This is a genomic window from Novosphingobium jiangmenense (assembly GCF_015694345.1).
GTDB lineage: Bacteria > Pseudomonadota > Alphaproteobacteria > Sphingomonadales > Sphingomonadaceae > Novosphingobium > Novosphingobium jiangmenense.
This window is the reverse complement of sequence record NZ_JADQDC010000002.1, coordinates 337,810-357,649: the sequence shown is the minus strand read 5'-3', so window position 1 is coordinate 357,649 and position 19,840 is coordinate 337,810. Positions and strand designations below refer to the sequence as shown.

General features: G+C 62.7%; 19 protein-coding genes and 2 tRNA genes. 8 read left to right on the top strand and 13 right to left on the bottom strand.

Annotation, left to right across the window (positions count from 1 at the left end; all coding sequences use genetic code 11):
- Positions 1 to 39 precede the first annotated feature (39 nt).
- Positions 40 to 3,363 carry a carbamoyl-phosphate synthase large subunit gene (gene carB, locus I2488_RS04260; protein ID WP_196274564.1) on the top strand — a complete coding sequence of 1,108 codons (3,324 nt, stop codon included), beginning with the start codon at positions 40 to 42 and terminating at the stop codon, positions 3,361 to 3,363.
- Positions 3,364 to 3,492: 129 nt separating this feature from the next.
- Complete coding sequence (gene greA, locus I2488_RS04255; RefSeq protein ID WP_062342191.1) at positions 3,493 to 3,969, top strand: transcription elongation factor GreA; 477 nt, start codon at positions 3,493 to 3,495, stop codon at positions 3,967 to 3,969.
- A 63-nt stretch (positions 3,970 to 4,032) separates the two neighbouring features.
- Here greA and I2488_RS04250 read toward each other — a convergent pair whose 3' ends face one another.
- The 5 genes from I2488_RS04250 to I2488_RS04230 all read right to left on the bottom strand — a co-directional run bounded on the left by I2488_RS04250 (position 4,033) and on the right by I2488_RS04230 (position 6,128).
- Entirely contained in the window at positions 4,033 to 4,254 is a 222-nt protein-coding gene (locus tag I2488_RS04250; protein ID WP_196274563.1) for a DUF4170 domain-containing protein, read from the bottom strand.
- A 91-nt stretch (positions 4,255 to 4,345) separates the two neighbouring features.
- Positions 4,346 to 4,858, bottom strand: coding sequence for a hypothetical protein (locus I2488_RS04245; RefSeq protein ID WP_196274562.1), 513 nt, complete (start codon positions 4,856 to 4,858; stop codon positions 4,346 to 4,348).
- Position 4,859: 1 nt separating this feature from the next.
- Positions 4,860 to 5,144 carry a hypothetical protein gene (locus I2488_RS04240; RefSeq protein WP_196274561.1) on the bottom strand — a complete coding sequence of 95 codons (285 nt, stop codon included), beginning with the start codon at positions 5,142 to 5,144 and terminating at the stop codon, positions 4,860 to 4,862.
- A complete protein-coding gene (locus I2488_RS04235; RefSeq protein ID WP_196274560.1) occupies positions 5,141 to 5,521 on the bottom strand; it encodes a phage holin family protein in 381 nt (126 codons plus the stop codon). The genes I2488_RS04240 and I2488_RS04235 overlap by 4 nt, the downstream gene beginning before the upstream one ends.
- A 28-nt stretch (positions 5,522 to 5,549) precedes the next feature.
- Positions 5,550 to 6,128, bottom strand: coding sequence for a hypothetical protein (locus I2488_RS04230; RefSeq protein WP_196274559.1), 579 nt, complete (start codon positions 6,126 to 6,128; stop codon positions 5,550 to 5,552).
- A gap of 224 nt (positions 6,129 to 6,352) precedes the next feature.
- Between I2488_RS04230 and eno the strand changes: the two genes are divergently transcribed.
- Complete coding sequence (eno, locus tag I2488_RS04225) at positions 6,353 to 7,639, top strand: phosphopyruvate hydratase (RefSeq protein WP_196274558.1); 1,287 nt, start codon at positions 6,353 to 6,355, stop codon at positions 7,637 to 7,639.
- 60 nt (positions 7,640 to 7,699) lie between these two features.
- Here the strand turns inward: eno and I2488_RS04220 are convergent, their stop codons facing one another.
- Together I2488_RS04220 and I2488_RS04215 are read right to left on the bottom strand one after the other, a co-directional pair.
- Positions 7,700 to 8,227 (bottom strand): helix-turn-helix domain-containing protein, encoded by a 528-nt coding sequence (locus tag I2488_RS04220; protein ID WP_196274557.1) that lies wholly within the window; start codon positions 8,225 to 8,227, stop codon positions 7,700 to 7,702.
- Positions 8,228 to 8,444: 217 nt separating this feature from the next.
- Positions 8,445 to 8,702, bottom strand: a complete 258-nt coding sequence (locus I2488_RS04215; RefSeq protein ID WP_196274556.1) for a hypothetical protein — start codon at positions 8,700 to 8,702, stop codon at positions 8,445 to 8,447.
- A gap of 82 nt (positions 8,703 to 8,784) precedes the next feature.
- Between I2488_RS04215 and I2488_RS04210 the strand changes: the two genes are divergently transcribed.
- From I2488_RS04210 to I2488_RS04195, 4 genes are read left to right on the top strand one after another with little or no spacing between them, the layout of a single operon-like run.
- Entirely contained in the window at positions 8,785 to 9,930 is a 1,146-nt protein-coding gene (locus I2488_RS04210) for a phosphotransferase family protein (protein WP_246465470.1), read from the top strand.
- Positions 9,930 to 11,021 carry an Rv3169 family protein gene (locus tag I2488_RS04205; RefSeq protein WP_196274555.1) on the top strand — a complete coding sequence of 364 codons (1,092 nt, stop codon included), beginning with the start codon at positions 9,930 to 9,932 and terminating at the stop codon, positions 11,019 to 11,021. The genes I2488_RS04210 and I2488_RS04205 overlap by 1 nt, the downstream gene beginning before the upstream one ends.
- Complete coding sequence (locus I2488_RS04200) at positions 11,011 to 11,610, top strand: DUF1214 domain-containing protein (RefSeq protein WP_196274554.1); 600 nt, start codon at positions 11,011 to 11,013, stop codon at positions 11,608 to 11,610. Before I2488_RS04205 ends, I2488_RS04200 begins: the two co-directional genes overlap by 11 nt.
- Positions 11,607 to 12,131 carry a DUF1254 domain-containing protein gene (locus I2488_RS04195; protein ID WP_196274553.1) on the top strand — a complete coding sequence of 175 codons (525 nt, stop codon included), beginning with the start codon at positions 11,607 to 11,609 and terminating at the stop codon, positions 12,129 to 12,131. The genes I2488_RS04200 and I2488_RS04195 overlap by 4 nt, the downstream gene beginning before the upstream one ends.
- Positions 12,132 to 12,147: 16 nt before the next feature.
- Here the strand turns inward: I2488_RS04195 and ribH are convergent, their stop codons facing one another.
- On the bottom strand, positions 12,148 to 12,567 hold the full coding sequence (gene ribH / locus I2488_RS04190; RefSeq protein ID WP_196274552.1) for a 6,7-dimethyl-8-ribityllumazine synthase: 420 nt from the start codon (positions 12,565 to 12,567) through the stop codon (positions 12,148 to 12,150).
- 376 nt (positions 12,568 to 12,943) lie between these two features.
- On the opposite strand from ribH, the gene I2488_RS04185 reads away from it, so the two are divergent.
- Positions 12,944 to 15,874: a TonB-dependent receptor gene (locus tag I2488_RS04185; RefSeq protein ID WP_196274551.1), complete on the top strand. Its 2,931-nt coding sequence runs from the start codon at positions 12,944 to 12,946 to the stop codon at positions 15,872 to 15,874.
- Between the two features lie 72 nt (positions 15,875 to 15,946).
- Here the strand turns inward: I2488_RS04185 and I2488_RS04180 are convergent, their stop codons facing one another.
- The 5 genes from I2488_RS04180 to mrdA form a co-directional block, all read right to left on the bottom strand.
- The gene (locus tag I2488_RS04180) at positions 15,947 to 16,288 is read right to left on the bottom strand and encodes a putative quinol monooxygenase (protein WP_196274550.1); all 342 of its coding nucleotides are present in this window, start codon (positions 16,286 to 16,288) and stop codon (positions 15,947 to 15,949) included.
- An 80-nt stretch (positions 16,289 to 16,368) separates the two neighbouring features.
- Positions 16,369 to 16,444 (bottom strand) — tRNA-Lys (locus I2488_RS04175).
- Positions 16,445 to 16,490: 46 nt separating this feature from the next.
- Positions 16,491 to 16,566, bottom strand: a tRNA-Lys gene (locus I2488_RS04170).
- A gap of 78 nt (positions 16,567 to 16,644) precedes the next feature.
- Positions 16,645 to 17,760 carry a rod shape-determining protein RodA gene (gene rodA / locus I2488_RS04165; protein WP_196274549.1) on the bottom strand — a complete coding sequence of 372 codons (1,116 nt, stop codon included), beginning with the start codon at positions 17,758 to 17,760 and terminating at the stop codon, positions 16,645 to 16,647.
- A complete protein-coding gene (gene mrdA, locus I2488_RS04160) occupies positions 17,760 to 19,838 on the bottom strand; it encodes a penicillin-binding protein 2 (protein WP_196274548.1) in 2,079 nt (692 codons plus the stop codon). Before mrdA ends, rodA begins: the two co-directional genes overlap by 1 nt.
- Positions 19,839 to 19,840: the final 2 nt, after the last annotated feature.

The window sequence follows — 19,840 nt, the reverse complement described above, 5'->3', positions numbered from 1 at the left end:
TGCACTGCAATCAATGTATACAACGATATCGGATTAACAATGCCCAAACGCACTGACATCTCCTCGATCCTGATCATCGGCGCCGGGCCGATCATCATCGGCCAGGCTTGCGAGTTCGATTATTCGGGCACGCAGGCGGTGAAGGCGCTCAAGGAAGAGGGCTATCGCATCATCCTGGTCAACTCGAACCCCGCGACGATCATGACCGATCCGGACATGGCGCACGCGACCTATGTCGAGCCGATCACGCCCGAGGTCGTCGCCAAGATCATCGAGAAGGAGCGCCCCGATGCGCTGCTGCCGACGATGGGCGGGCAGACCGCGCTGAACACCGCGCTGGCGCTGTTCAACGATGGCACGCTCGAGAAGTATGGCGTGCAGATGATCGGTGCGAACGCCGATGCCATCGACAAGGCCGAAGACCGCCAGCGATTTCGTGAAGCGATGGACAAGATCGGCCTCGAATCCGCGCGCTCGGGCGTGGCGCACACCATCGACGAGGCGCTTGCGATCCTTGAGCGCACCGGCCTGCCTTCGATCATCCGCCCCAGCTTCACCATGGGCGGCACCGGCGGCGGCATTGCCTACAACAAGGAAGAGTTCGTCAAGATCGTGAAGGGCGGCCTCGAAGCCAGCCCCACGACCGAAGTCCTGATCGAGGAATCGCTCCTCGGCTGGAAGGAATACGAGATGGAGGTTGTCCGCGACAAGAAGGACAACTGCATCATCATCTGTTCAATCGAGAACGTCGATCCGATGGGCGTCCACACCGGTGACTCGATCACCGTCGCCCCGGCACTGACGCTGACCGACAAGGAATACCAGATCATGCGCAATGCATCGATCGCGGTGCTCCGCGAGATCGGCGTGGAAACCGGCGGTTCGAACGTGCAGTTCGCGGTGAACCCCAAGGACGGCCGCCTGATCGTCATCGAGATGAACCCGCGCGTGTCGCGTTCCTCGGCGCTGGCCTCGAAGGCCACCGGCTTCCCGATCGCCAAGGTCGCGGCGAAGCTTGCCGTGGGCTATACGCTCGACGAGATCATGAACGACATCACCGGGGCCACCCCGGCCGCGTTCGAGCCGACCATCGACTACGTCGTCACCAAGATCCCGCGCTTCGCCTTTGAAAAGTTCAAGGGCGCTGAGCCGCTGCTCGGCACTGCGATGAAGTCGGTTGGCGAGGTCATGGCGATCGGTCGCAATATCAAGGAATCGATGCAGAAGGCTCTGCGCGGCCTTGAAACCGGCCTTGACGGCTTCAACCGTGTCGTCGGCCTTGAAGGCGCCAGCCGTGACGAGATCACCGCCGCACTCGCCCGCGCCACGCCCGATCGCCTGCTGGTGATCGCGCAGGCGTTCCGTGAGGGTCTGTCGGTCGACGAAGTCCATGCCGTCACCAAGTACGAGCCGTGGTTCCTGCGCCACATCCACGAGATCGTGGAAGCCGAGCAGATCATCCAGCGCGATGGCCTGCCCAACGATGCGGCTGGCCTGCGCCGCTTGAAGGCCATGGGCTTTTCGGACAAGCGCCTCGCCACGTTGGCCGTGCGCGGCATCGGCGTTGCCGGTGGTCTGGGTGAGACCCAGGCCAAGCGCTCGGGCCTGCTGCACGATGTGCTTTCGGCCATGGCCGGCGCCACCAGCGAAAGCGAAGTGCGCAGCTTACGCCACAAGCTCGGCGTGCGCCCGGTGTTCAAGCGGATCGACAGCTGCGCGGCCGAGTTCGAAGCAGTCACGCCCTACATGTACTCGACTTACGAAGGCGCGCTGTTCGGCGAGCCGGAGAACGAGGCCGCGCCCACTGACCGCAAGAAAATCGTCATCCTCGGCGGCGGTCCGAACCGCATCGGGCAGGGCATCGAGTTCGACTACTGCTGCTGCCACGCCTGCTTCGCGCTGGGTGATGCCGGGTTCGAGACCATCATGGTCAACTGCAACCCCGAAACCGTCTCGACCGACTACGACACCTCGGATCGTCTCTACTTCGAACCGCTGACGGCCGAAGACGTGCTGGAGATCCTCGCCGTCGAGCAGTCGAAGGGCGAACTCGTTGGCGTGATCGTGCAGTTCGGTGGGCAGACCCCGCTCAAGCTGGCGCAGGCGCTGCAGGACGCAGGGATCCCGATCCTCGGCACCTCACCGGACTCGATCGACCTTGCCGAAGACCGCGAGCGTTTTGCCGCTCTGGTTGCCAAGCTTGGCCTCAAGCAGCCCAAGAACGGCATCGCGCGCAGCCGCGACGAAGCCGTCGCCGTTGCCAGCCGCATCGGTTACCCCGTGCTGATCCGCCCGAGCTACGTCCTCGGCGGTCGCGCAATGGAAATCGTCGACAGCCAGGCGCAGCTTGACGACTACATCGCCACCGCCGTGCAGGTCTCGGGCGACAGCCCGGTCCTGATCGACCAGTACCTGCGCGATGCGATCGAGTGCGACGTCGATGCGCTGGCCGATGGCACGGACGTGACCGTCGCCGGTGTCATGCAGCACATCGAGGAAGCCGGCATCCACTCGGGCGACAGTGCGTGCACCCTGCCGCCTTACAGCCTGCCCGCCGACATCATTGCCGAGATGGAGCGTCAGGCCGTCCTGCTCGCTCGCGGTCTCAACGTGCGTGGCCTGATGAACATCCAGTTCGCGATCAAGGACGGCGAAGTCTACCTCATCGAGGTCAACCCGCGCGCCAGCCGCACCGTGCCGTTCGTGGCCAAGGCCGTCGGCACGCCCATCGCCAAGATCGCCGCGCGCGTCATGGCGGGCGAGAAGCTGGCCGATCTGCCCGCGATCAAGCGTGAGATCGACTACATGGCGGTCAAGGAAGCCGTGTTCCCGTTCGCACGCTTCCCCGGCATCGATCCGGTGCTCTCGCCGGAAATGAAGTCGACCGGCGAAGTCATGGGGGTGGACAAGACCTTCGCGGTCGCCTTCGCCAAGTCGCAGCTGGGCGCGGGCACTAAGCTGCCGCAGGGTGGGACGATCTTCGTCTCGGTCAAGGACAGCGACAAGCCGGTTATCCTGCCCGCCGTGCGCAAGGCCATCGGCCTCGGCTTCAAGATCGTCGCGACCGGCGGCACCGCGCGCTATCTGACCGACGCGGGCCTGATCATCGAACGCGTCAACAAGGTCGCCGAGGGCCGTCCGCACATCGTCGACCGGATCATCGATGGCGACATCGCCTTGATCTTCAACACCACCGAAGGCTGGCAGAGCCACAAGGACTCGCAGTCGATCCGCGCGTCCGCGCTCAACTCGCGCGTTCCGTACTTCACGACGGCGGCTGCTTCGGTAGCCGCGGTCGAGGCGATCGAGGCACTTCGCTCTGCCGAACTTGAAGTACGTTCGTTGCAGGACTATTATGCTTGAACCTTATTAGTCCCCCGGCATTGTCATGAGACTGGTCCGGCTCGGCGCATGCGGCGCCGGTCGGCGGGGGCAGGTTTTCCCTCGGTTGCCGTAGCGGCAGCCGGGGCGTGACAGGAAAGAGAGTTGCGAATGGCGAGTGTGGAAAAGCTGCCGATGCTTGCGGAAGGCTACGAAAAGCTGACTGCCGAGCTGAAAGCGCTGCGCGAGGAGCGGCCGCGGATCGTCGACGCAATCGAAGAAGCCCGCGCTCACGGCGACCTTTCGGAAAACGCCGAGTATCACGCCGCCAAGGAACGTCAGGGTCAGGTCGAGGCGACCATTGCCGACCTCGAAGATCGTGTCAGCCGCGCGCAGATCATCGATCCTGCGACGCTCTCAGGTGACAAGATCATCTTCGGTGCCACCGTGACGCTGCTCGATGACGACGAGAAGCCGGTGAAGTACCAGATCGTCGGCCCGTACGAGGCGGACGCGAAGAAGGGCATGATCAGCTACAACTCGCCGCTCGGCAAGGCACTGATCGGCCGCAAGGTCGATGAGGAGATCGAGGTCACCGTGCCCTCGGGCGACAAGTTCTACCTTGTCCAGAAGATCGAGTTCATCTGAGCGATCGGCAGCCGCCAACAAAAAAGGCCCCGGAGCGATCCGGGGCCTTTTTCGTGAACCTGCTCAGTCCTTCGGCAGTGCCGGTTCGAGCAGGCGATGGAGGTGCACGATCACATAGCGCATCTCGGCATCGTCCACCGTCTTTTGCGCGGCCCCGCGCCAGGCTTCTTCGGCACTGGCATAGTCAGGGAATACGCCGACAACGTCGATCGCCTTCAGGTCTTGGAATTCGAGGCCCTGGGGGTCTTTGACCCGCCCGCCCATAACGAGGTGCAGCTTTTGCATTGGCGACTTTCCTTTGGGGAGGATTCGTGTGCGCCACTGACAAAAAGACGAGCCGCGCGCAAGTCGTGCGAACGTCGCAATTGCCGCCTTTTTAAGGCTTCACGCGAGATGCGAGTTCGTTGACCTTGCGCAGCGCCGCTTCGCTGGCTTCAATGGCTGCGGAACGGATGATTTCCGAAAGGTCGCTGGCCTTCCGGCGGGCATCGTCGGTGCCTTCGAAAATCTTCTCGCCGACAACGCCGCCGACTTCCTCGACCTTGTGCAAGCCATCCCGGCCTGCTTCACGCGCGCGCATCGCGTAATCGACGGCAAGCTTTCCGGCGACGGCAGCCAGCCCAGTCGCACTCTTGCGTAGCGAGTTTGCCGCATCATCCGCGGCATCTTTCGCCTTGCTGCCACCGCGGCCAAGCGAGGGAAGCGCCTTTGCGACGAGCGCGCCGAGCAGGATGCCGGCAGCAACCGAAGCGACCGGATGCTCCTCGATCAGGCCCTTCACGGTCTGTACCGATTTCGAACTGGCCGTACGCTCCGCCAGTCGCGACTTCGCCGCATCGACCTTGTCGCGCAGGCTTTCCGCGCCGTTTGCTTGCAGTTCTTCGCTCATTTCAATCTCCAGATCGGACTTTGTCGATCAGGCGCTCGGCAAGCTCCCGGATCGGCTCGCGAAAGAACCAGCCCAGAAGTGCGGCCAGGGTCGCCCCGATGACTGCCTTGTTTTCTTCCGCAATCGCCCGAGCGCTGTCGAGCATCTCAACGGCTTCGTCCATCGCGCGTTCCTTCACGCGTCCCGGAGAAACCTCCAGTTTGGCGATCTCGAGATCGCCTTTGAAAACCGCAAGCGCATCGTCGCGGAGGGCCTTTGCCGAAGCCACTGCTGCCGGGGCGCTCATGCCGCACTCCCGCCGCTCAGGGCTGCTTTTGCGGTCTTGATCCGCTTCAGGGCCCGGGCGAGGCAAAGCGCGGCAAGAATAGCCAGTCCGCCGCCGACAATGGCCAGAGAGCCCCAGACCCCGACATAGTGGGCAAGCGCCAGCAACAGTCCCACGACGATCGCCAGCAACGTGAAAAATCCGAAGGCCAAGCCGAACAGCAACAATACGACAATCGTCTTGGCCTCGCCGAGGCCGTAGGCGGCTTGCGCCTTGCGATAGGCAATCTCTGCCTCGACCAGGGTTTGACCGTCCTCGATCAAGGCTCTGATGGCTGGCCCGATCCCTTCTTCAGCCGAAGGGGGATCGGGCGTCCAGATATTGTCCTGTTCGCTCATCGCATCGGCACCGAGACGCCCGGCGCCGTCAGTCGTCCGATCCGCCAGAGAGCATGCGGGCAATGGCAAAGCCGGCAATGGCAGCCACGCCGATGGCCACGCCGGGGCTCTTCCGGACGAATTCCTTCACGTCGTCGCCCAGTTCGGCGAGGTCCTTGGCTTCCAGCTTGGCCGCCGTCTCCTGTAACGAGCGGGCGGCGGTACGAGCGTAGTCGCCGTACTGCACGCCAAGCTTCTCATCGATGGTTGCCGCAGTGTCGGATATCGTCTTGCCGAGCGTACCGAGCGCATCGCTCGCGCGAGCCTTGCCTTCGACGGCCAGGGCGGCACCCTTTTCCTTGGCCTGCCCGGCATAGACCTTGGCTTCGTCGACCCAGTCGGCAGTCGTTCCGCTGACCTTGGCCTTGTAGGCAGCGCCCTTTTCCAGCGCTTCGCCCTTGAGCGCCTCGGCACCAGCCTTTGCCTCTTCGATCGCCTTGGTAAAGCGGCCCTTGGCGGATTCAACGGTGGCGTCGACTGCAGGGGCAGTTGCGGCAACCTGTTCGACAGCCTTCTTCGAAGAGCGCTTCTTGGGGGCGTCTGCGGGGTTCATCGTGGTGTCGGCCATGTTGCTTTTCCCTTCGGCTGTTCTCGCGAGTCTGGACCCTCGATATGGGCAGTCTGCGCCATCTTGCTAGAGCCTTGCAGGCGAATGCAAGGGCCTTGGCGCAATTCCTTGGCCCGGATAGGTATGTTGCACTGCAAACGCGGCTTGCCTGTCACGGTTCCAGCCGATAGGAGCCGCGCCAAACTTTGGCGAACGCTTTTCGCCAATCCTGCAGGGAGCAGACCATGACCGCGATCATCGACATCCATGCGCGTGAAATTCTCGACAGCCGTGGCAATCCCACCGTCGAAGTCGACGTTCTTCTCGAAGATGGCAGCTTCGGTCGCGCCGCAGTTCCCTCGGGCGCCTCGACTGGCGCGCACGAAGCCGTCGAACTGCGCGATGGTGACAAGGCGCGCTACCTCGGCAAGGGCGTGACCAAGGCCGTCACTGCGGTCAATTCCGACATCGCCGAATGCATTCTGGGCATGGACGCCGAAGACCAGCGCGATATCGATCTGGCCATGATCGAGCTGGACGGCACCGAAAACAAGGGTCGCCTCGGCGCCAACGCGATCCTTGGCACCAGCCTTGCCGTGGCCAAGGCCGCTGCCGATGCCCGCGGTCTCCCGCTGTACAGCTATGTCGGCGGTGTTTCTGCTCACGTCCTGCCGGTGCCGATGATGAACATCATCAACGGTGGCGAGCACGCTGACAATCCGATCGACTTCCAGGAATTCATGATCATGCCGGTCGGCGCGCCGTCGCTGGCCGAAGCGGTGCGCTGGGGCGCGGAAGTGTTCCATACCCTGAAGAAGGGCCTGCACGAGAAGGGTCTTGCCACTGCAGTGGGCGACGAGGGCGGCTTCGCACCGAACCTTGCCAGCACGCGCGACGCGCTCGATTTCGTCATGGCCTCGATCGAGAAGGCTGGCTTCAAGCCGGGCGAGGACATGATGCTCGCGCTCGACTGCGCCGCGACCGAGTTCTTCAAGAACGGCAAGTACGAGATCAGTGGCGAAGGCCTCTCGCTCTCGCCCGACGCCATGGCGGACTACCTTGCCGCCCTGTGCGACGCCTACCCGATCATCTCGATCGAAGACGGCATGAGCGAAGACGATTTCGAGGGCTGGGCCGCGCTCACCTCGAAGGTCGGCAAGCGCGTGCAACTGGTGGGTGACGATCTCTTCGTGACCAACCCCAAGCGCCTCGAGATGGGCATCGGCAAGGGCCTCGCAAACTCGCTGCTGGTAAAGGTCAACCAGATCGGCTCGCTGACCGAAACGCTGGAAGCCGTGTCGATTGCGCAGCGCAACGGCTACACTGCGGTCATGTCGCACCGTTCGGGCGAGACCGAGGATGCGACGATTGCCGATCTCGCCGTCGCCACCAACTGCGGCCAGATCAAGACCGGCTCGCTTGCGCGGTCCGACCGTCTTGCCAAGTACAACCAGCTTATCCGCATCGAGGAAGAGCTCGGCGTTTCGGCCCGTTACGCAGGCAAGGCCGCGTTCGGCCGCCTCGGCGCCTGATCGATCGCTAATCGCTAAGGAAGGGGCGGCTCTCACGCGGGAGCCGCCCCTTCCTGCTTTTCAAAGCGCAGCTTTCAGCGCGGCAAACTGCAGATCGTCATCGTTGCGCTGTTCCCTCGCCATTTCCGCGAAGTAGCTGACCATCTTTTCGTAGCCGTCTGACGACAGCCGCACGAAGACCCGACGCGCATCGCTCAGGTCGTTCTCGCGAACGATCAGGCCCTTTTCTTCCAGCACGGTCAACCACCGCAGCGCGGTCGTGGCAGGTACCGCTGCGCCAATGCAGGCACTGGTCACGGGCAGGCGCTTGCGCTCCTTGGCGGCAATGAACAGGTCGAGCAGGATGTCCCACGCCGGTTCACCGAACAGCGTCGGGTCGCCGAAGATGTTGGATCGCCGCCTACGGTCGCGATAGGCAGATCGCGCAAGGTCGGCCCACGAGGGATTGTCCTTGGGCAACTGGACCGCCACGGGCTCATCCTGCAGCCCGTCGCACTCCCTTGCTTCAAGTTCGTGCGCGAGTGCCAACAGTTCGTTCGCCACGCCGATCAGGCGCCGCGCTCTTGCTCTCATCTGTTCCTTGCCCATTCACATTTCCCTGCTGCGCATTCCCCAAGGCGCTGTTCGGGACCGATCGACCTGCGGCCTCAATTAAGACATCGACCGGGCAAATGGCGGTAACCATCCGGTATTGGGCTAAGGATTTGTCCTTATCTGCGGGTCGTTTGCGGCAAAAAGTATATGGAACAGTGTCTTGCAGAGTGATTGTGTGAACTGCTCGCGCCAATTTGGAGCAATCTCCGGGTCATTTACCTGAGTTCGCGCCGCGCTCCGGATTAAGCAGATAACGCCACACGCCCCATGCGTTGATGATCACGAGTGCGCCGTTCTGAATGACCAGGGAAGCCGCGCCATTGATCATGCCGGATGCGATCCATGACAGCGCCACGGCCACGAAAAGCACGAAGCCCCAGCCTGTCCAGCGGCGGCCGATATCTGCCGCAACCAGGCCTGCCGCAATTATCTTTCCGATGGCCGCGAACCACTCAATCGGGCCGTCCATGCTTGGCTCCTGAACCGGGATATGGACCTTTCCGAACCGGCGGGTCGGCAACCGGTTCCTCCAGCATGACTTAATCGGTCATTTGAATTCCACTTCCAAAGCCTTGCTCTCTCTGTCAGCCTGCCGGTGGGAGAACGAGATGGCTGATTTTCCAACGCGACCCGACGAGGTCGATGCGGTCTGGCTCGAAGCGCAGCTTTCTCGCGCGGGAGTGCTGGGCGATGCGCGTATTGCCCGCTTCGCATGGCAATCGATCGGCACGGGGCAGGTGGGTGATACCGCGCGTTTCACACTGGAGTACGCCGGACTGAGCAAAGGTGCGCCTGCGAGCGTCGCGATCAAGTTTCCCTCCAGCGATCCGACCAGCCGGCAAACCGCCGCCGCATTCTCGCTCTACTCGCGCGAGGTCATGTTCTACCGCGAGGTCGCTTCGCTGACCAAGATGCGGGTTCCGCGAACCTATGCGGCGATGCTTGACCCGAACGGCTGCGACTTCGTCCTGATGTTCGAGGATCTCGGTCCCTGTGAAGCGGGCAATCAACTTGAAGGTTGTACCCTTTCTCAGGCTCGTGATGCGATGATTCAGGCGGCCGCTCTGCATGCGCCGACGCGGAATCACGCAGTTCTGGATGCGGAATGGCTGCAGCCCGATCCGCAAGCCAGCGCCAGTCTAAGGGCGCTCTACCCACAAGCGCAGACCGTCTTTCGCGAGCGCTACGCCGATTTGCTTGCACCCGAACTCATGGCGGTGTGCGAAGCGCTGAACGACAACCTCGATCTCTGGTTCGACCGCCAGCATTCGAGCCGCTGCTTCCTCCACGGCGACTTTCGGCTCGACAACATGCTGTTCGGAATTCGCGGGGGAGCGGAACCGGTTGCTCTGGTCGATTGGCAGACATCGGCGGTCGGCTGCGGGCTGACCGACATCGGCTATTTCCTCGGCTGCGGGATCGGCTCCGAATTACGGCGCCCCAATGAGCGGGCGCTTCTCGAAGCCTATTGCACAGAGATGACCCGGCTTGGCGTCCCGCTGACGGTCGACGCGATCTGGGACGATTACTGCATCGGCGCACTGCACGGGGTGTCCACAGCCGTGTTCAGCGCCGCCTTCGTCGTCAGGACCGAGCGCGGGGACGCCAACTTCCTCTCGATGGCGCGAGGAGCCTGTGAGCTTGCCCTCGAACATGACAGTCTCGGCGCCCTCAAGCGTCGCATGGAGCATGCCTGATGCTGACCAAAGGTGATGATTTTCCGCTCCACCAGACGCCGGAGCCGGTGGCCTATGCCGGAACCGACCGGAACTTCTACGATCGCTACTTCTTCAACGGCTACGCGCCTGATGGCTCCGGCTTCTTCGCGGTCGCCTTCGGCATCTATCCGCATCTCAATGTAGCCGATGCGCATTTCTCGTGCATCCGCGACGGCGTTCAGCACAATCTCCACGCCTCGCGCGAACTGCAGATGGAGCGGTTTGACCTCACCGTAGGCCCCATCAGCATCGAAGTCGTCGAGCCGCTCAGGGTCCTTCGCGTCAAGGTCAGCGGGGAAGGGCTGAATGCCGAGTTGACCTTCACCGGCCGCGCCTTCCCGATCGAGGAACCGCGCTTTACCTACCGCATCGGTCCGCGCACGTTCATGGACTACACGCGCCTCACTCAGAACGGCCACTACACCGGCTGGATCGAGGTCGACGGCAAACGTATCGACCTTGCGCCCGGCACGTGCGGGACGCGAGACCGCAGCTGGGGCGTGCGTCCGGTCGGCACATCGGATGCCCAGCCGCACGGCCACGGGGTGGTCAGCAGCTTTTTCTGGCAATGGACCCCGGTCAATCTGCCGGATCGCAGCCTGTTCTTTCACGTCAACGCAGATCGCCACGGCGCGCCCTGGAACACGCGGGCGGTGATTGCGCCCGACGGGGCAGGGCATGATGGGTTCTACGAAACGCCCTCTTGCACCCTGTCGTCTCCCATGCAGCCGGGGACGCGCTGGCCGGCCGGTGGCACGCTGACAGTGCAACGCCCCGAAGGCCCGCTCGAAGTCACGTTCGAGCCCTTGGTGCGATTCCAGATGCGCGGCTTGGGCTATACCAGCCCGAAATGGGGGCATGGCCTGCACCACGGCGTGCTGGCGGTCGAGCGGGAAGACCTCCTGCTGGCGACGCTCGATCCGATGGCCCCAAGCCTCGAGAACCTTCACGTACAGATGATCTCGCGCGTCACCACCAGCGATGGCGAAACCGGCATCGGCGGGTTCGAGCAACTGGTGATCGGGCCTTACGAGCCATGGGGGCTGAAGGAGTACTTCGATGCCGGCTAGCGCGCGGAAGGCGGCTATCAGATTTGCGGGCGTGGTTGCGCTTGGCCTTGCGGTCGGCGCAGCGTCGGCATTCGTCTCGATGAAGCACTTCGGCATGGGCAGCGAGGAGCACATGGGCTGGGCCGGCAGTCGCGTGACAGGATCGAGCGAGGCTGGCCCCCTGCTAAGGGCGCGCGTGGCGCTGACCGGCCTGCTTGCGCTCAACCGCAGCCAGGCAATCTATTTCACGCGCAAAGTCGACGATCTGGGCGAGCCATTGCGCGAAGGCTGTCATTACCGGCTTTCAGGCGGACCATTGCCGGGACGCTGGTGGTCGATCACCGCCTACGCGGCCGATGACTACCTTCCGCAGAACTCGGACGATGCACTGTCCGTCGACGCATCCGAAGTCCGGCCCGATGCAAGCGGCGCTTGGGAAGCCGAAGCCGGACCAGCGCGGAATCCCGCAATGCCATGGCTTTCTACTCGCAAGGCCGGCAACTTCGACTTGACCTTGCGGATCTACAATCCGTCCGAGCAAGCCCAGCGGGACTTCGGGACGATCGCTTTCCCCAAGGTCGAACGCCTATCCTGCGGAGAACCGCAATGAAGCCGGGACTGCGCTATCTGCTGGCTTTCGTCGCAGCCGTCGGCGTCGGGCATGTGGGCACGATACTGGCAGCACCGAACGCCATCATGCATCTGGCGATGAGCAAGCTGTCCGAGGACGGCAAGCTCATCAACGCGTTCCGCTTTTCGGACCGTACGACCTCGGCCTCGCGCTGGGTGGTAAGGCCGTCACCAGACCTGGCCTATGCCAGCTGCGTATACGATCTGTCGAAGGGACCGATCCTCGTCGATGTGCCGGCAACCCCGGGCGGGGGTTACGTGTCGGTATCGGTCTTCGCCGGGAACACCGACAATGTCGCGGTCATGGATTCCATCCACAGTCCGCAAGGCATCCGGTTCATCCTCCAGAAGGAGCGCAAACTGGTGCACCCGGGGGATGACCCCGTAATCTACACCCCGACGACCCGAGGCATCATCCTCGACCGCAGGCTGGCGCCGACGCAAGCCGCGTTCGAGGTGGCCGACAAGGCGCGCCGGGGCGATTCCTGCGCGCCTCTCTAGGTCCTGACCCTGGGCTTCAGGTCCAGCGTTCGCGCAAGGCGAGGAGGGCCACTGCAGCCTTGGCCGCCTCGCCACCCTTGTCCTTCTGCGCCGGGTCGGCGCGGACCAGAGCCTGCGCTTCGTTCTCGACCGTGAGAATGCCGTTGCCGATGGCCATCCCGTCCATCGTCAGGGCCATGATGCCGCGCGCGCTTTCTCCGGCAACGATTTCGAAGTGATAGGTCTCGCCGCGGATGACGACGCCGATCGCGACATAGCCGTCATAGTCTCCTGACTGGTCGGCCAGAGCGATCGCGCCGGGAATCTCCAGCGCGCCGGGAACGGTCACGACTTCAGCCGAATGACCTGCAGCTTTCAGGGCAGCCTTGGCGCCGGCAACGAGCATATCGTTGAGATGGTCGTAGAAACGGGCTTCGACGATCAGAAACTTCGCCATGTCACTTGGTCCTCGAATACTGCGGAACTGATACGGTTGCAGCGGTTCCCTTAGTGGCACTCAACCGCGATGGCCATGGCCTTCCGCATGCATCCGGATGTCGAAAGCGCGGCTGACTGATTCGCAGAGCGTCCGTTTTTATTGCCATGATCTGTCAAGTTTGACATCATGGTGTTGTCAGTATCGTTGCGCGCGCATCATGATGTGATGCGTTTTCATGCGAAACGTCGATGATTTGGTCGCGCATGCAACCAGCTTCCCCTACGGAATGCCGTATTTTTAATTATCCGGTTGACAAAGAATTGCTGAAGTTATGTCCTGTCCTCCAGGCCACCCGCGATCAATGACGGGGGCCGCTGGAGAGAGAGGTCTGACAATGAGGGGCAAGCTTTCCCTGCTTGCGGGCGTGTGCGCCGCAGCCGTCGCAACACCGGTTTTCGCCCAGAATGCACCGCAGTCCGCCGATGAAGGCGTCGGTCTGCAGGAAATCATCGTTACGGCACAGCGCCAGGCGCAGTCGCTTCAGGACGTGCCGATCGCGGTCTCCGCCTTCTCTGCCGAAAACCTGACCAAGCAGCAGATCCAGAACTCTTCCGACCTGCAGCTCTCGCTGCCGAACGTCACTTTCACCAAGACGAACTTCACGTCGTCCAGCTTTACCATTCGCGGCATCGGCGATCTTTGCGTCGGCGTCTCGTGCGACGCGGCGACCGGCATTCACCTCAACGACATGCCGATGGTCTCCAGCCGCCTGTTCGAAACCGAGTTCTTCGACCTCGAACGCATCGAAGTCTTGCGCGGGCCTCAGGGCACCCTGTTCGGTCGCAACGCGACGTCGGGCGTGGTCAACATCATCACCGCCAAGCCCGACCTTTCCGGGTTCGGCGCGGCTGGCGAAGCTGATTACGGCAAGTACAACTCGGTCCGCGTCAAAGGGATGCTCAACGTGCCGCTCGGCGAAACGCTCGGCGTGCGCGTGTCGGGCATGTACAACCGCCGCGACGGTTACACCTACAACATCGGCACCAACAGCCGCATTGACGGTCGCGACATGTACGCGCTGCGTGGCTCGCTGCGCTGGGAGCCGAGCCCGGACACCACGATCGATCTCTCGGCCTACTATTTCCGCGAGAACGACAGCCGCAGCCGCGTTCAGAAGCAGCTCTGCCATCGTGATCCGACCGGCGTTCTCGGATGCTTGCCCGACAAGCTCGCCAATGAAACGACCAATGCGGACTCCACGCTGGCCGCGCTTCTCTCTTCGCGCGAGTTCTTGGGGATCGCCGTCTCGCCGGCATTCCGTCCGCTCGGGCTGGGCAGCATCTACGCCGATGATGGCGACAACTTCTCGGGCGCGGTCAATCCTGCCGACGTCCGCACCGTCAACATCGACTATCTGCCCACCTATTTCGCCGAGGAAGAGGTCTACCAGGGCAAGCTGCAGCAGTCGCTTGGCGAAGGCCTGACGCTTAACGTCACCGCAGGATACTCGCGCAACGAGGTTCGCAGCCGCACTGACTACAACCTTGCTGTCGAGCGGAGCCTCGTCGGCAATCCGGGCCTGTTTGCGCTCGCTGCTTTCGCCCAGAACCCGGCTCTCGGCTTTGCTTTCGCACCGATCGCGGCGCGTCTGATCCCGAACGGCCCGACCGGCAAGATCTGCCAGTCCGACATCGACCCGAACAACGTCGGCGTCTACGGTGCCGGTAACAAGGCAATCTGCGCCAACACCTCGCTCGATTTCGATGAATCCAGCCAGACCTACCAGCAGTACGCCGGTGAAGCGCACATCGACTCCGACTTCGACGGAATGTTCAACTTCCTGATCGGCGCGAACTACCTTCGCGGCGTGACGACCAACAACAGCTACTACGTCAACTCGTTTGGACTAGATTACGCTGCCGGTCTCCTCGGCGCTGCTGCTGCAAGCACCGGCGCGTTCGGACCCCAGGCTGTGTTCCGTCCTTCGCCGTTCTTCCGCAGCAATACCGACAAGGGTATTCTCGACAGCTACGGCATCTTCGGCGAGACCTACTTCAAGTTCAACGACAAGGTTAAGCTGACTCTCGGCCTTCGCTACAACCACGACAAGAAGTTCACCCGGGCTCGAACCACCTTGCTCAGCGACGGTCTGTCGAGCGAATTTGCCGGTGGTAATGCGATCTACGCCGTCGTCGGTGCGGAATCGCTTGAGAAAGCCCTCAACTACGCCACGGCTGACTTCGACAAGGGGACAGCAGGCGTTCAGCCGTTCCAGGAGCGCTCGGTAAGCTTCGGTCGCTTCACCGGTCGTGCAGTGCTCGATTACCAGATCACTCCTGACAACCTCGTCTACCTTTCCTACTCGCGTGGCTACAAGTCGGGCGGCATCAACCCGCCGCTCTCGGTCGGTTCGGTCAATGACTCTTTCAAGCCTGAATCGGTCGATGCCTTCGAAATCGGTTCGAAGAACCGCTTCGGTGCGCTACAGCTGAACCTCTCGGCGTTCTACTACCGCTACAAGGACCTTCAGCTCAGCCGCATCACCGCGCGTACCTCGGTCAACGACAACATCGATGCCAACATCTACGGCGTCGAGGCCGAAGCCATCATGGCGCCGACCCGCAACCTGCTGGTCAACATGTCGGCCAGCTACCTCAAGACCAAGGTGGTCGGGGATCAGTTCTTCGTCGATACCCGCGATGTCTCGGCGGGCCGCTCCGATACGGTGATCATCAAGGACATCACGCTCGGTTCGAACTGCGCCGTTACCGGTGCCAGTGCGGCGGCGGCGAATGGTTTCGTCAACGCCATCAATGCGGGCATTGGTCTGCGACCCACGACCCCGATCCCCGGCACAAACACGACCGGCGCGTTTTCCATCTGCGGCGCTCTTGCAGCGCAGGCTGCCGGTGCCGCAGGTGCAGCCTTCGGTGGCATCCGGGTCAGCTCGGGCATCGAAAAGAACGTAAAGGGCAACGAACTGCCGCAGGCGCCCGAGTTCAAGTGGTCGGCCGGTATCCAGTACACGCTGGAAATGGGCGACATGACGATCGTGCCGCGCTTCGACATCAATTACACCGGCGAGAGCTACGGCACGATCTTCAACGGCAACATCAACCGGATCAAGGGCTATTCGGTCATGAACGCCCAGATCCAGCTGAACGGCAAGGAAGACCGCTGGTACCTCCGGGGCTACATCCAGAACATCACCAACAACAACGCCACGACCGGTCTCTACGTGACCGACCAGTCTTCCGGTCTGTTCACCAATATCTTCACGCTGGAACCGCGTCGCTACGGCGTCGCCGCCGGCTTCAAGTTCTGATCTTCGACGTCGAACCAGACGCGAAAACCTTGCGCCGGGACCCAGCGGGTTCCGGCGCTTTTTATGGTCAACTCAATCGAATGACGCCTTGGGAAGGCCCGATCCGTCGTAGACCGGCTGCTTGCGCACAGCGAGATACTTGTCGACCTCGGCGCCAGTCATGCCGGCGTCGGCCAAGTAGCCAGCCATCGCGCGATAGAGCGGTCCGGCAAGGTGATCTGCCAAAGCGCCTACGGTTTCCCATTCCTCGTAGACCCAGATACGATCCGGCTTGAGCGGATCCGCGTTCCAGACATAGTGGATGCAGCCCGGCTCCTCGTAAGTGGGTAGAATGTATTGCGCGCCACCACGTACAATCTCGGCGGCATCCTTCCCTTCGAAATCGATCCAGCCCCACAGCGTAACCCGCTCCATGCACACTCTCCTGTTCGTTGTGCAGGAGGTCTAGGCGTGGAAAATCGCGGCGGTAATTGGCGTTAGGGAGAGGTGGAGGATGGTGGACGCACTAGGGCTCGAACCTAGGACCCGCTGATTAAGAGTCAGCTGCTCTACCAACTGAGCTATGCGTCCGTACCCGTCAAGAAGCCGCTTGGTGGCGGCGAGGGAAAAGCGATGGTGGTGGACGCACTAGGGCTCGAACCTAGGACCCGCTGATTAAGAGTCAGCTGCTCTACCAACTGAGCTATGCGTCCATGCCATCAGGCATTCCCGTTCGGGAGCCGCCCCAATAACGATTTTATCGGCCCTGCCAAGCCCCAATTTTGCGTTTTTCAGGACAGGCTTCGCGGACCGGCGCGGCTCCACCGTTCCACGGCCATGATCGTGCCGACGCAGATCATGTTGGTCATCATCGAAGAGCCGCCATGGCTCATCCACGGTAGCGGGATGCCGACCACGGGCGCCAGGCCCATGACCATCATCAGGTTGATGCACATGTAGAAAAAGATGGTCATGGTCATGCCCGCCGCAAGCAGGCGCGAGAAGCGGTCTGGGGCGTTGCGGGCGACCTTCAGGCCCCAGCGGAAGATCAGCCAGAACACGACGAGCACGAACAGTCCGCCAAGCATCCCCCATTCCTCGGCCATGGTCGCGAACACGAAGTCGGTGTGCGATTCAGGCAGGTAGTTGAGATGGCTTTGCGATCCGTTGCCGAAACCTTTTCCGATCAGCCCACCAGAGCCGATGGCGATCTTTGACTGGGTGATGTGATAGCCGGTGCCCAGCGGATCGCTTTCCGGATCGAGAAACACCAGCACGCGGTTGCGCTGATAATCATGCAGCAGGAAGAAGAAGGCGAGGGGGGCCGCCACCAGGCCAGCCGCGCCTGCGCCAAGAAACCAGCGCAGCGGAAGGCCCGCCAGGAACATCACGACGACCGCACCGAAACTGATGGCGAGGCCTGTTCCGAGGTCCGGCTGCAGCATGACAAGCCCCGCCGGAATGCCCAGCAGCACCGCCGCCGGAAACAGCGCCCGCCAGCTCTGCGTCTCCCCGATCGGCAGCACCGAATAGAACCACGCCAGCACCAGCACGATGCCGGGCTTCATCAGCTCCGAAGGCTGCAGCGTCATGAACCCGAGGTTGAGCCAGCGCTGGCTCCCGCCGCCAATCCCGCCGATCAGTTCCACCAGCACCAGCAGCAGGCACAGCACCCCGTAAACCGGCAGCGCCATCTTGCGGAACAGTTCCTGCGGCAACCGCGCGATGACCATGGCCATGATCAGGAACACGACAAAGCGCAGCAAGTGCGACATCGACCACGTCTCGAAGCGTCCACCAGCCGCCGAATCCAGCACCGCAGCGCCAAAGCTGACGAGAGCCATGAGCGGAAGCAATACGCCCCAGGGCTGACGGGCGATGGCTGCAGGGACGTAGGCTCTTGGCATCACTGGCCTCCTGCTGGCGCGGTGGCCGGAGGGGCAGGCGGTGGCGGTGCGGCAACCGCGGGGGCAGGCTGTTCAGGCTCGGGGGGAGGTGCTGCAGCGTCGGTCTGCGCAGTCGCCGGCTCTTCGGCCGGCTTGCGCCCCTCCTCGACCTGCTCGGTCAGATCCTCGTCGTCCGGCACCGGCTTGGGTGCAGACTCGCCATACTTCGCCGCAAAGCTGTTGTAGCGGGCGGCCATGCGCTGTTGCACGTTGCCGCCCCACTGCTTCTCGAACTCCTCCAGTACGGCCATCGCCTTGTCCGGGGCGAAGATGTAGGTCATCACGTCGCGCGCAATCGGATAGGCTGCGCCCGATCCGCCGCCATGCTCGATCACCACGGCGCAGGCATACTTGGGCTTGTCGAACGGCGCGAAGCAGATGAAGTGCCCGTGGTCGCGGTACTTCCAAGCGCCGCTCTTGCCATTGGCGATGTTGAGGCCGACGACCTGCGCCGTCCCGGTCTTGCCCGCCAGCAGCACGTTGTCGACCGGAATGCGCGCCTTGCCAGCTGTCCCGCGTCCGTTGACCACTTCGCTCATCGCCGCGTGGATGTAGTCGAGGTGCTCCTGCGAGAAACCCATGGACTTCACCGGCGGCGCATTCCGGTCCAGCAGCAGCTTCGGCATCACCTGGCGCCCCGAAGCGATCCGCGAAGCCATCACCGCCTGTTGCAGAGGGTTCACCAGCATGTAGCCTTGCCCGATGGTGGCGTTGACGGTGTCGTAAACCGCCCACTCCTTCTTGTACTTGCGCAGCTTCCACGCCGGATCGGGCACGGTGCCGTAGGACTGGCCGGGATAGGGCATCGGGAATTCCTGCCCCAGTCCCAGCCTGCGCGCCATTGCAGCGATCTTGTCCATCCCGATCTGCTGCGCGAAGTGGTAGAAGTACACGTCGCACGATTGGTAGATGCCCTTGGCCATGTCGACCGAGCCATGGCCGCGACGGTTCCAGCAATGGAACACGCGGTTGCCCACACGGAGGCCACCAGCGCATCCGACGCTAGCATTGGGGTCGAGACCAGCTTCCAGAAACGACAGCGCGACCATCGGCTTTACCGTCGAACCCGGCGGGTAAAGGCCGCGCAGCACCTTGTTGCGCAACGGTACGTGGTCGTCCTCGGACAGCATCTTCCATTCGACGCGGCCGATGCCGTCCGAGAAGCTGTTCGGATCGAAACTCGGCATCGAGGCCATGGCGAGAATATCGCCGGTCTCGCAGTCCATCACCACGACCGAGCCGGACTCCAGACCGATGCGGCGCGCCGCATAGTCCTGAAGCCCGGCATTGATCGTCAACGCGATTGGCTTGCCTGGTACGTCTTCGCGGGTGCCAAGGTCCCGCACGATGCGGCCAGATGCCGTGGCCTCCACGCGGCGCGCTCCCGGCACGCCGCGCAAGCGCGCTTCGAAGTGCTTCTCAAGACCGTCCTTGCCGATCTTGAAGCCCGGCGTGATCAGAAGCGGATTGCGCTCCTTTTCGTAGTCTTCGGCCGACGCCGCACCGACATAACCAACGAGATGGCCTACCGAAGCTCCTGCCGGATAGTACCGTGAATAGCCCCGCTGCGGAATCACGCCCGGCAATTCGGGCAGTCTAACGCTCACCGCAGCAAACTTGTCCCAATCAAGGCTCGATGCCACTTCGACGGGCTGGAACCCGCGAGCCTTGTCGAGCTTGTCGCGGATGTCGCGCACCTTGTCGGGCGGCAGCGAAAGCAGGCCTGCGAGCGTCGCCATCGTCTTGTCGGGATCGTCGACGCGATCGGGGATGAGGTCGACGCGAAAGTCTGCGCGATTAGCGGCGAGTGCGTTGCCAAAGCGGTCGAGCACCCAACCGCGCCGTGGCGGTATCAGCGTAAGGTTGACCCGGTTGCTCTCGGACGCCGCCTGGTACTTCTCGTTCTGGGCAACGGCGAGATAGCCCAGTCGCGCCGCCAGAAGCAGGCCAACCCCGCCCTGCAGTGCGCCAAGCACGAAAGTTCGCCGCTCGAACCGGTTGGTCAGGATTGCCGATGTCACCGGCAGCTTCTGCCGCATCG

Coding starts and splice junctions, on each gene's coding strand:
- carB (WP_196274564.1), top strand. CDS start 40: ATGCCCAAACGCACTGACATCTCCTCGATCCTGATCATCGGCGCCGGG.
- greA (WP_062342191.1), top strand. CDS start 3,493: ATGGCGAGTGTGGAAAAGCTGCCGATGCTTGCGGAAGGCTACGAAAAG.
- I2488_RS04250 (WP_196274563.1), bottom strand. CDS start 4,254: ATGCAAAAGCTGCACCTCGTTATGGGCGGGCGGGTCAAAGACCCCCAG.
- I2488_RS04245 (WP_196274562.1), bottom strand. CDS start 4,858: ATGAGCGAAGAACTGCAAGCAAACGGCGCGGAAAGCCTGCGCGACAAG.
- I2488_RS04240 (WP_196274561.1), bottom strand. CDS start 5,144: ATGAGCGCCCCGGCAGCAGTGGCTTCGGCAAAGGCCCTCCGCGACGAT.
- I2488_RS04235 (WP_196274560.1), bottom strand. CDS start 5,521: ATGAGCGAACAGGACAATATCTGGACGCCCGATCCCCCTTCGGCTGAA.
- I2488_RS04230 (WP_196274559.1), bottom strand. CDS start 6,128: ATGGCCGACACCACGATGAACCCCGCAGACGCCCCCAAGAAGCGCTCT.
- eno (WP_196274558.1), top strand. CDS start 6,353: ATGACCGCGATCATCGACATCCATGCGCGTGAAATTCTCGACAGCCGT.
- I2488_RS04220 (WP_196274557.1), bottom strand. CDS start 8,227: ATGGGCAAGGAACAGATGAGAGCAAGAGCGCGGCGCCTGATCGGCGTG.
- I2488_RS04215 (WP_196274556.1), bottom strand. CDS start 8,702: ATGGACGGCCCGATTGAGTGGTTCGCGGCCATCGGAAAGATAATTGCG.
- I2488_RS04205 (WP_196274555.1), top strand. CDS start 9,930: ATGCTGACCAAAGGTGATGATTTTCCGCTCCACCAGACGCCGGAGCCG.
- I2488_RS04200 (WP_196274554.1), top strand. CDS start 11,011: ATGCCGGCTAGCGCGCGGAAGGCGGCTATCAGATTTGCGGGCGTGGTT.
- I2488_RS04195 (WP_196274553.1), top strand. CDS start 11,607: ATGAAGCCGGGACTGCGCTATCTGCTGGCTTTCGTCGCAGCCGTCGGC.
- ribH (WP_196274552.1), bottom strand. CDS start 12,567: ATGGCGAAGTTTCTGATCGTCGAAGCCCGTTTCTACGACCATCTCAAC.
- I2488_RS04185 (WP_196274551.1), top strand. CDS start 12,944: ATGAGGGGCAAGCTTTCCCTGCTTGCGGGCGTGTGCGCCGCAGCCGTC.
- I2488_RS04180 (WP_196274550.1), bottom strand. CDS start 16,288: ATGGAGCGGGTTACGCTGTGGGGCTGGATCGATTTCGAAGGGAAGGAT.
- rodA (WP_196274549.1), bottom strand. CDS start 17,760: ATGCCAAGAGCCTACGTCCCTGCAGCCATCGCCCGTCAGCCCTGGGGC.
- mrdA (WP_196274548.1), bottom strand. CDS start 19,838: ATGCGGCAGAAGCTGCCGGTGACATCGGCAATCCTGACCAACCGGTTC.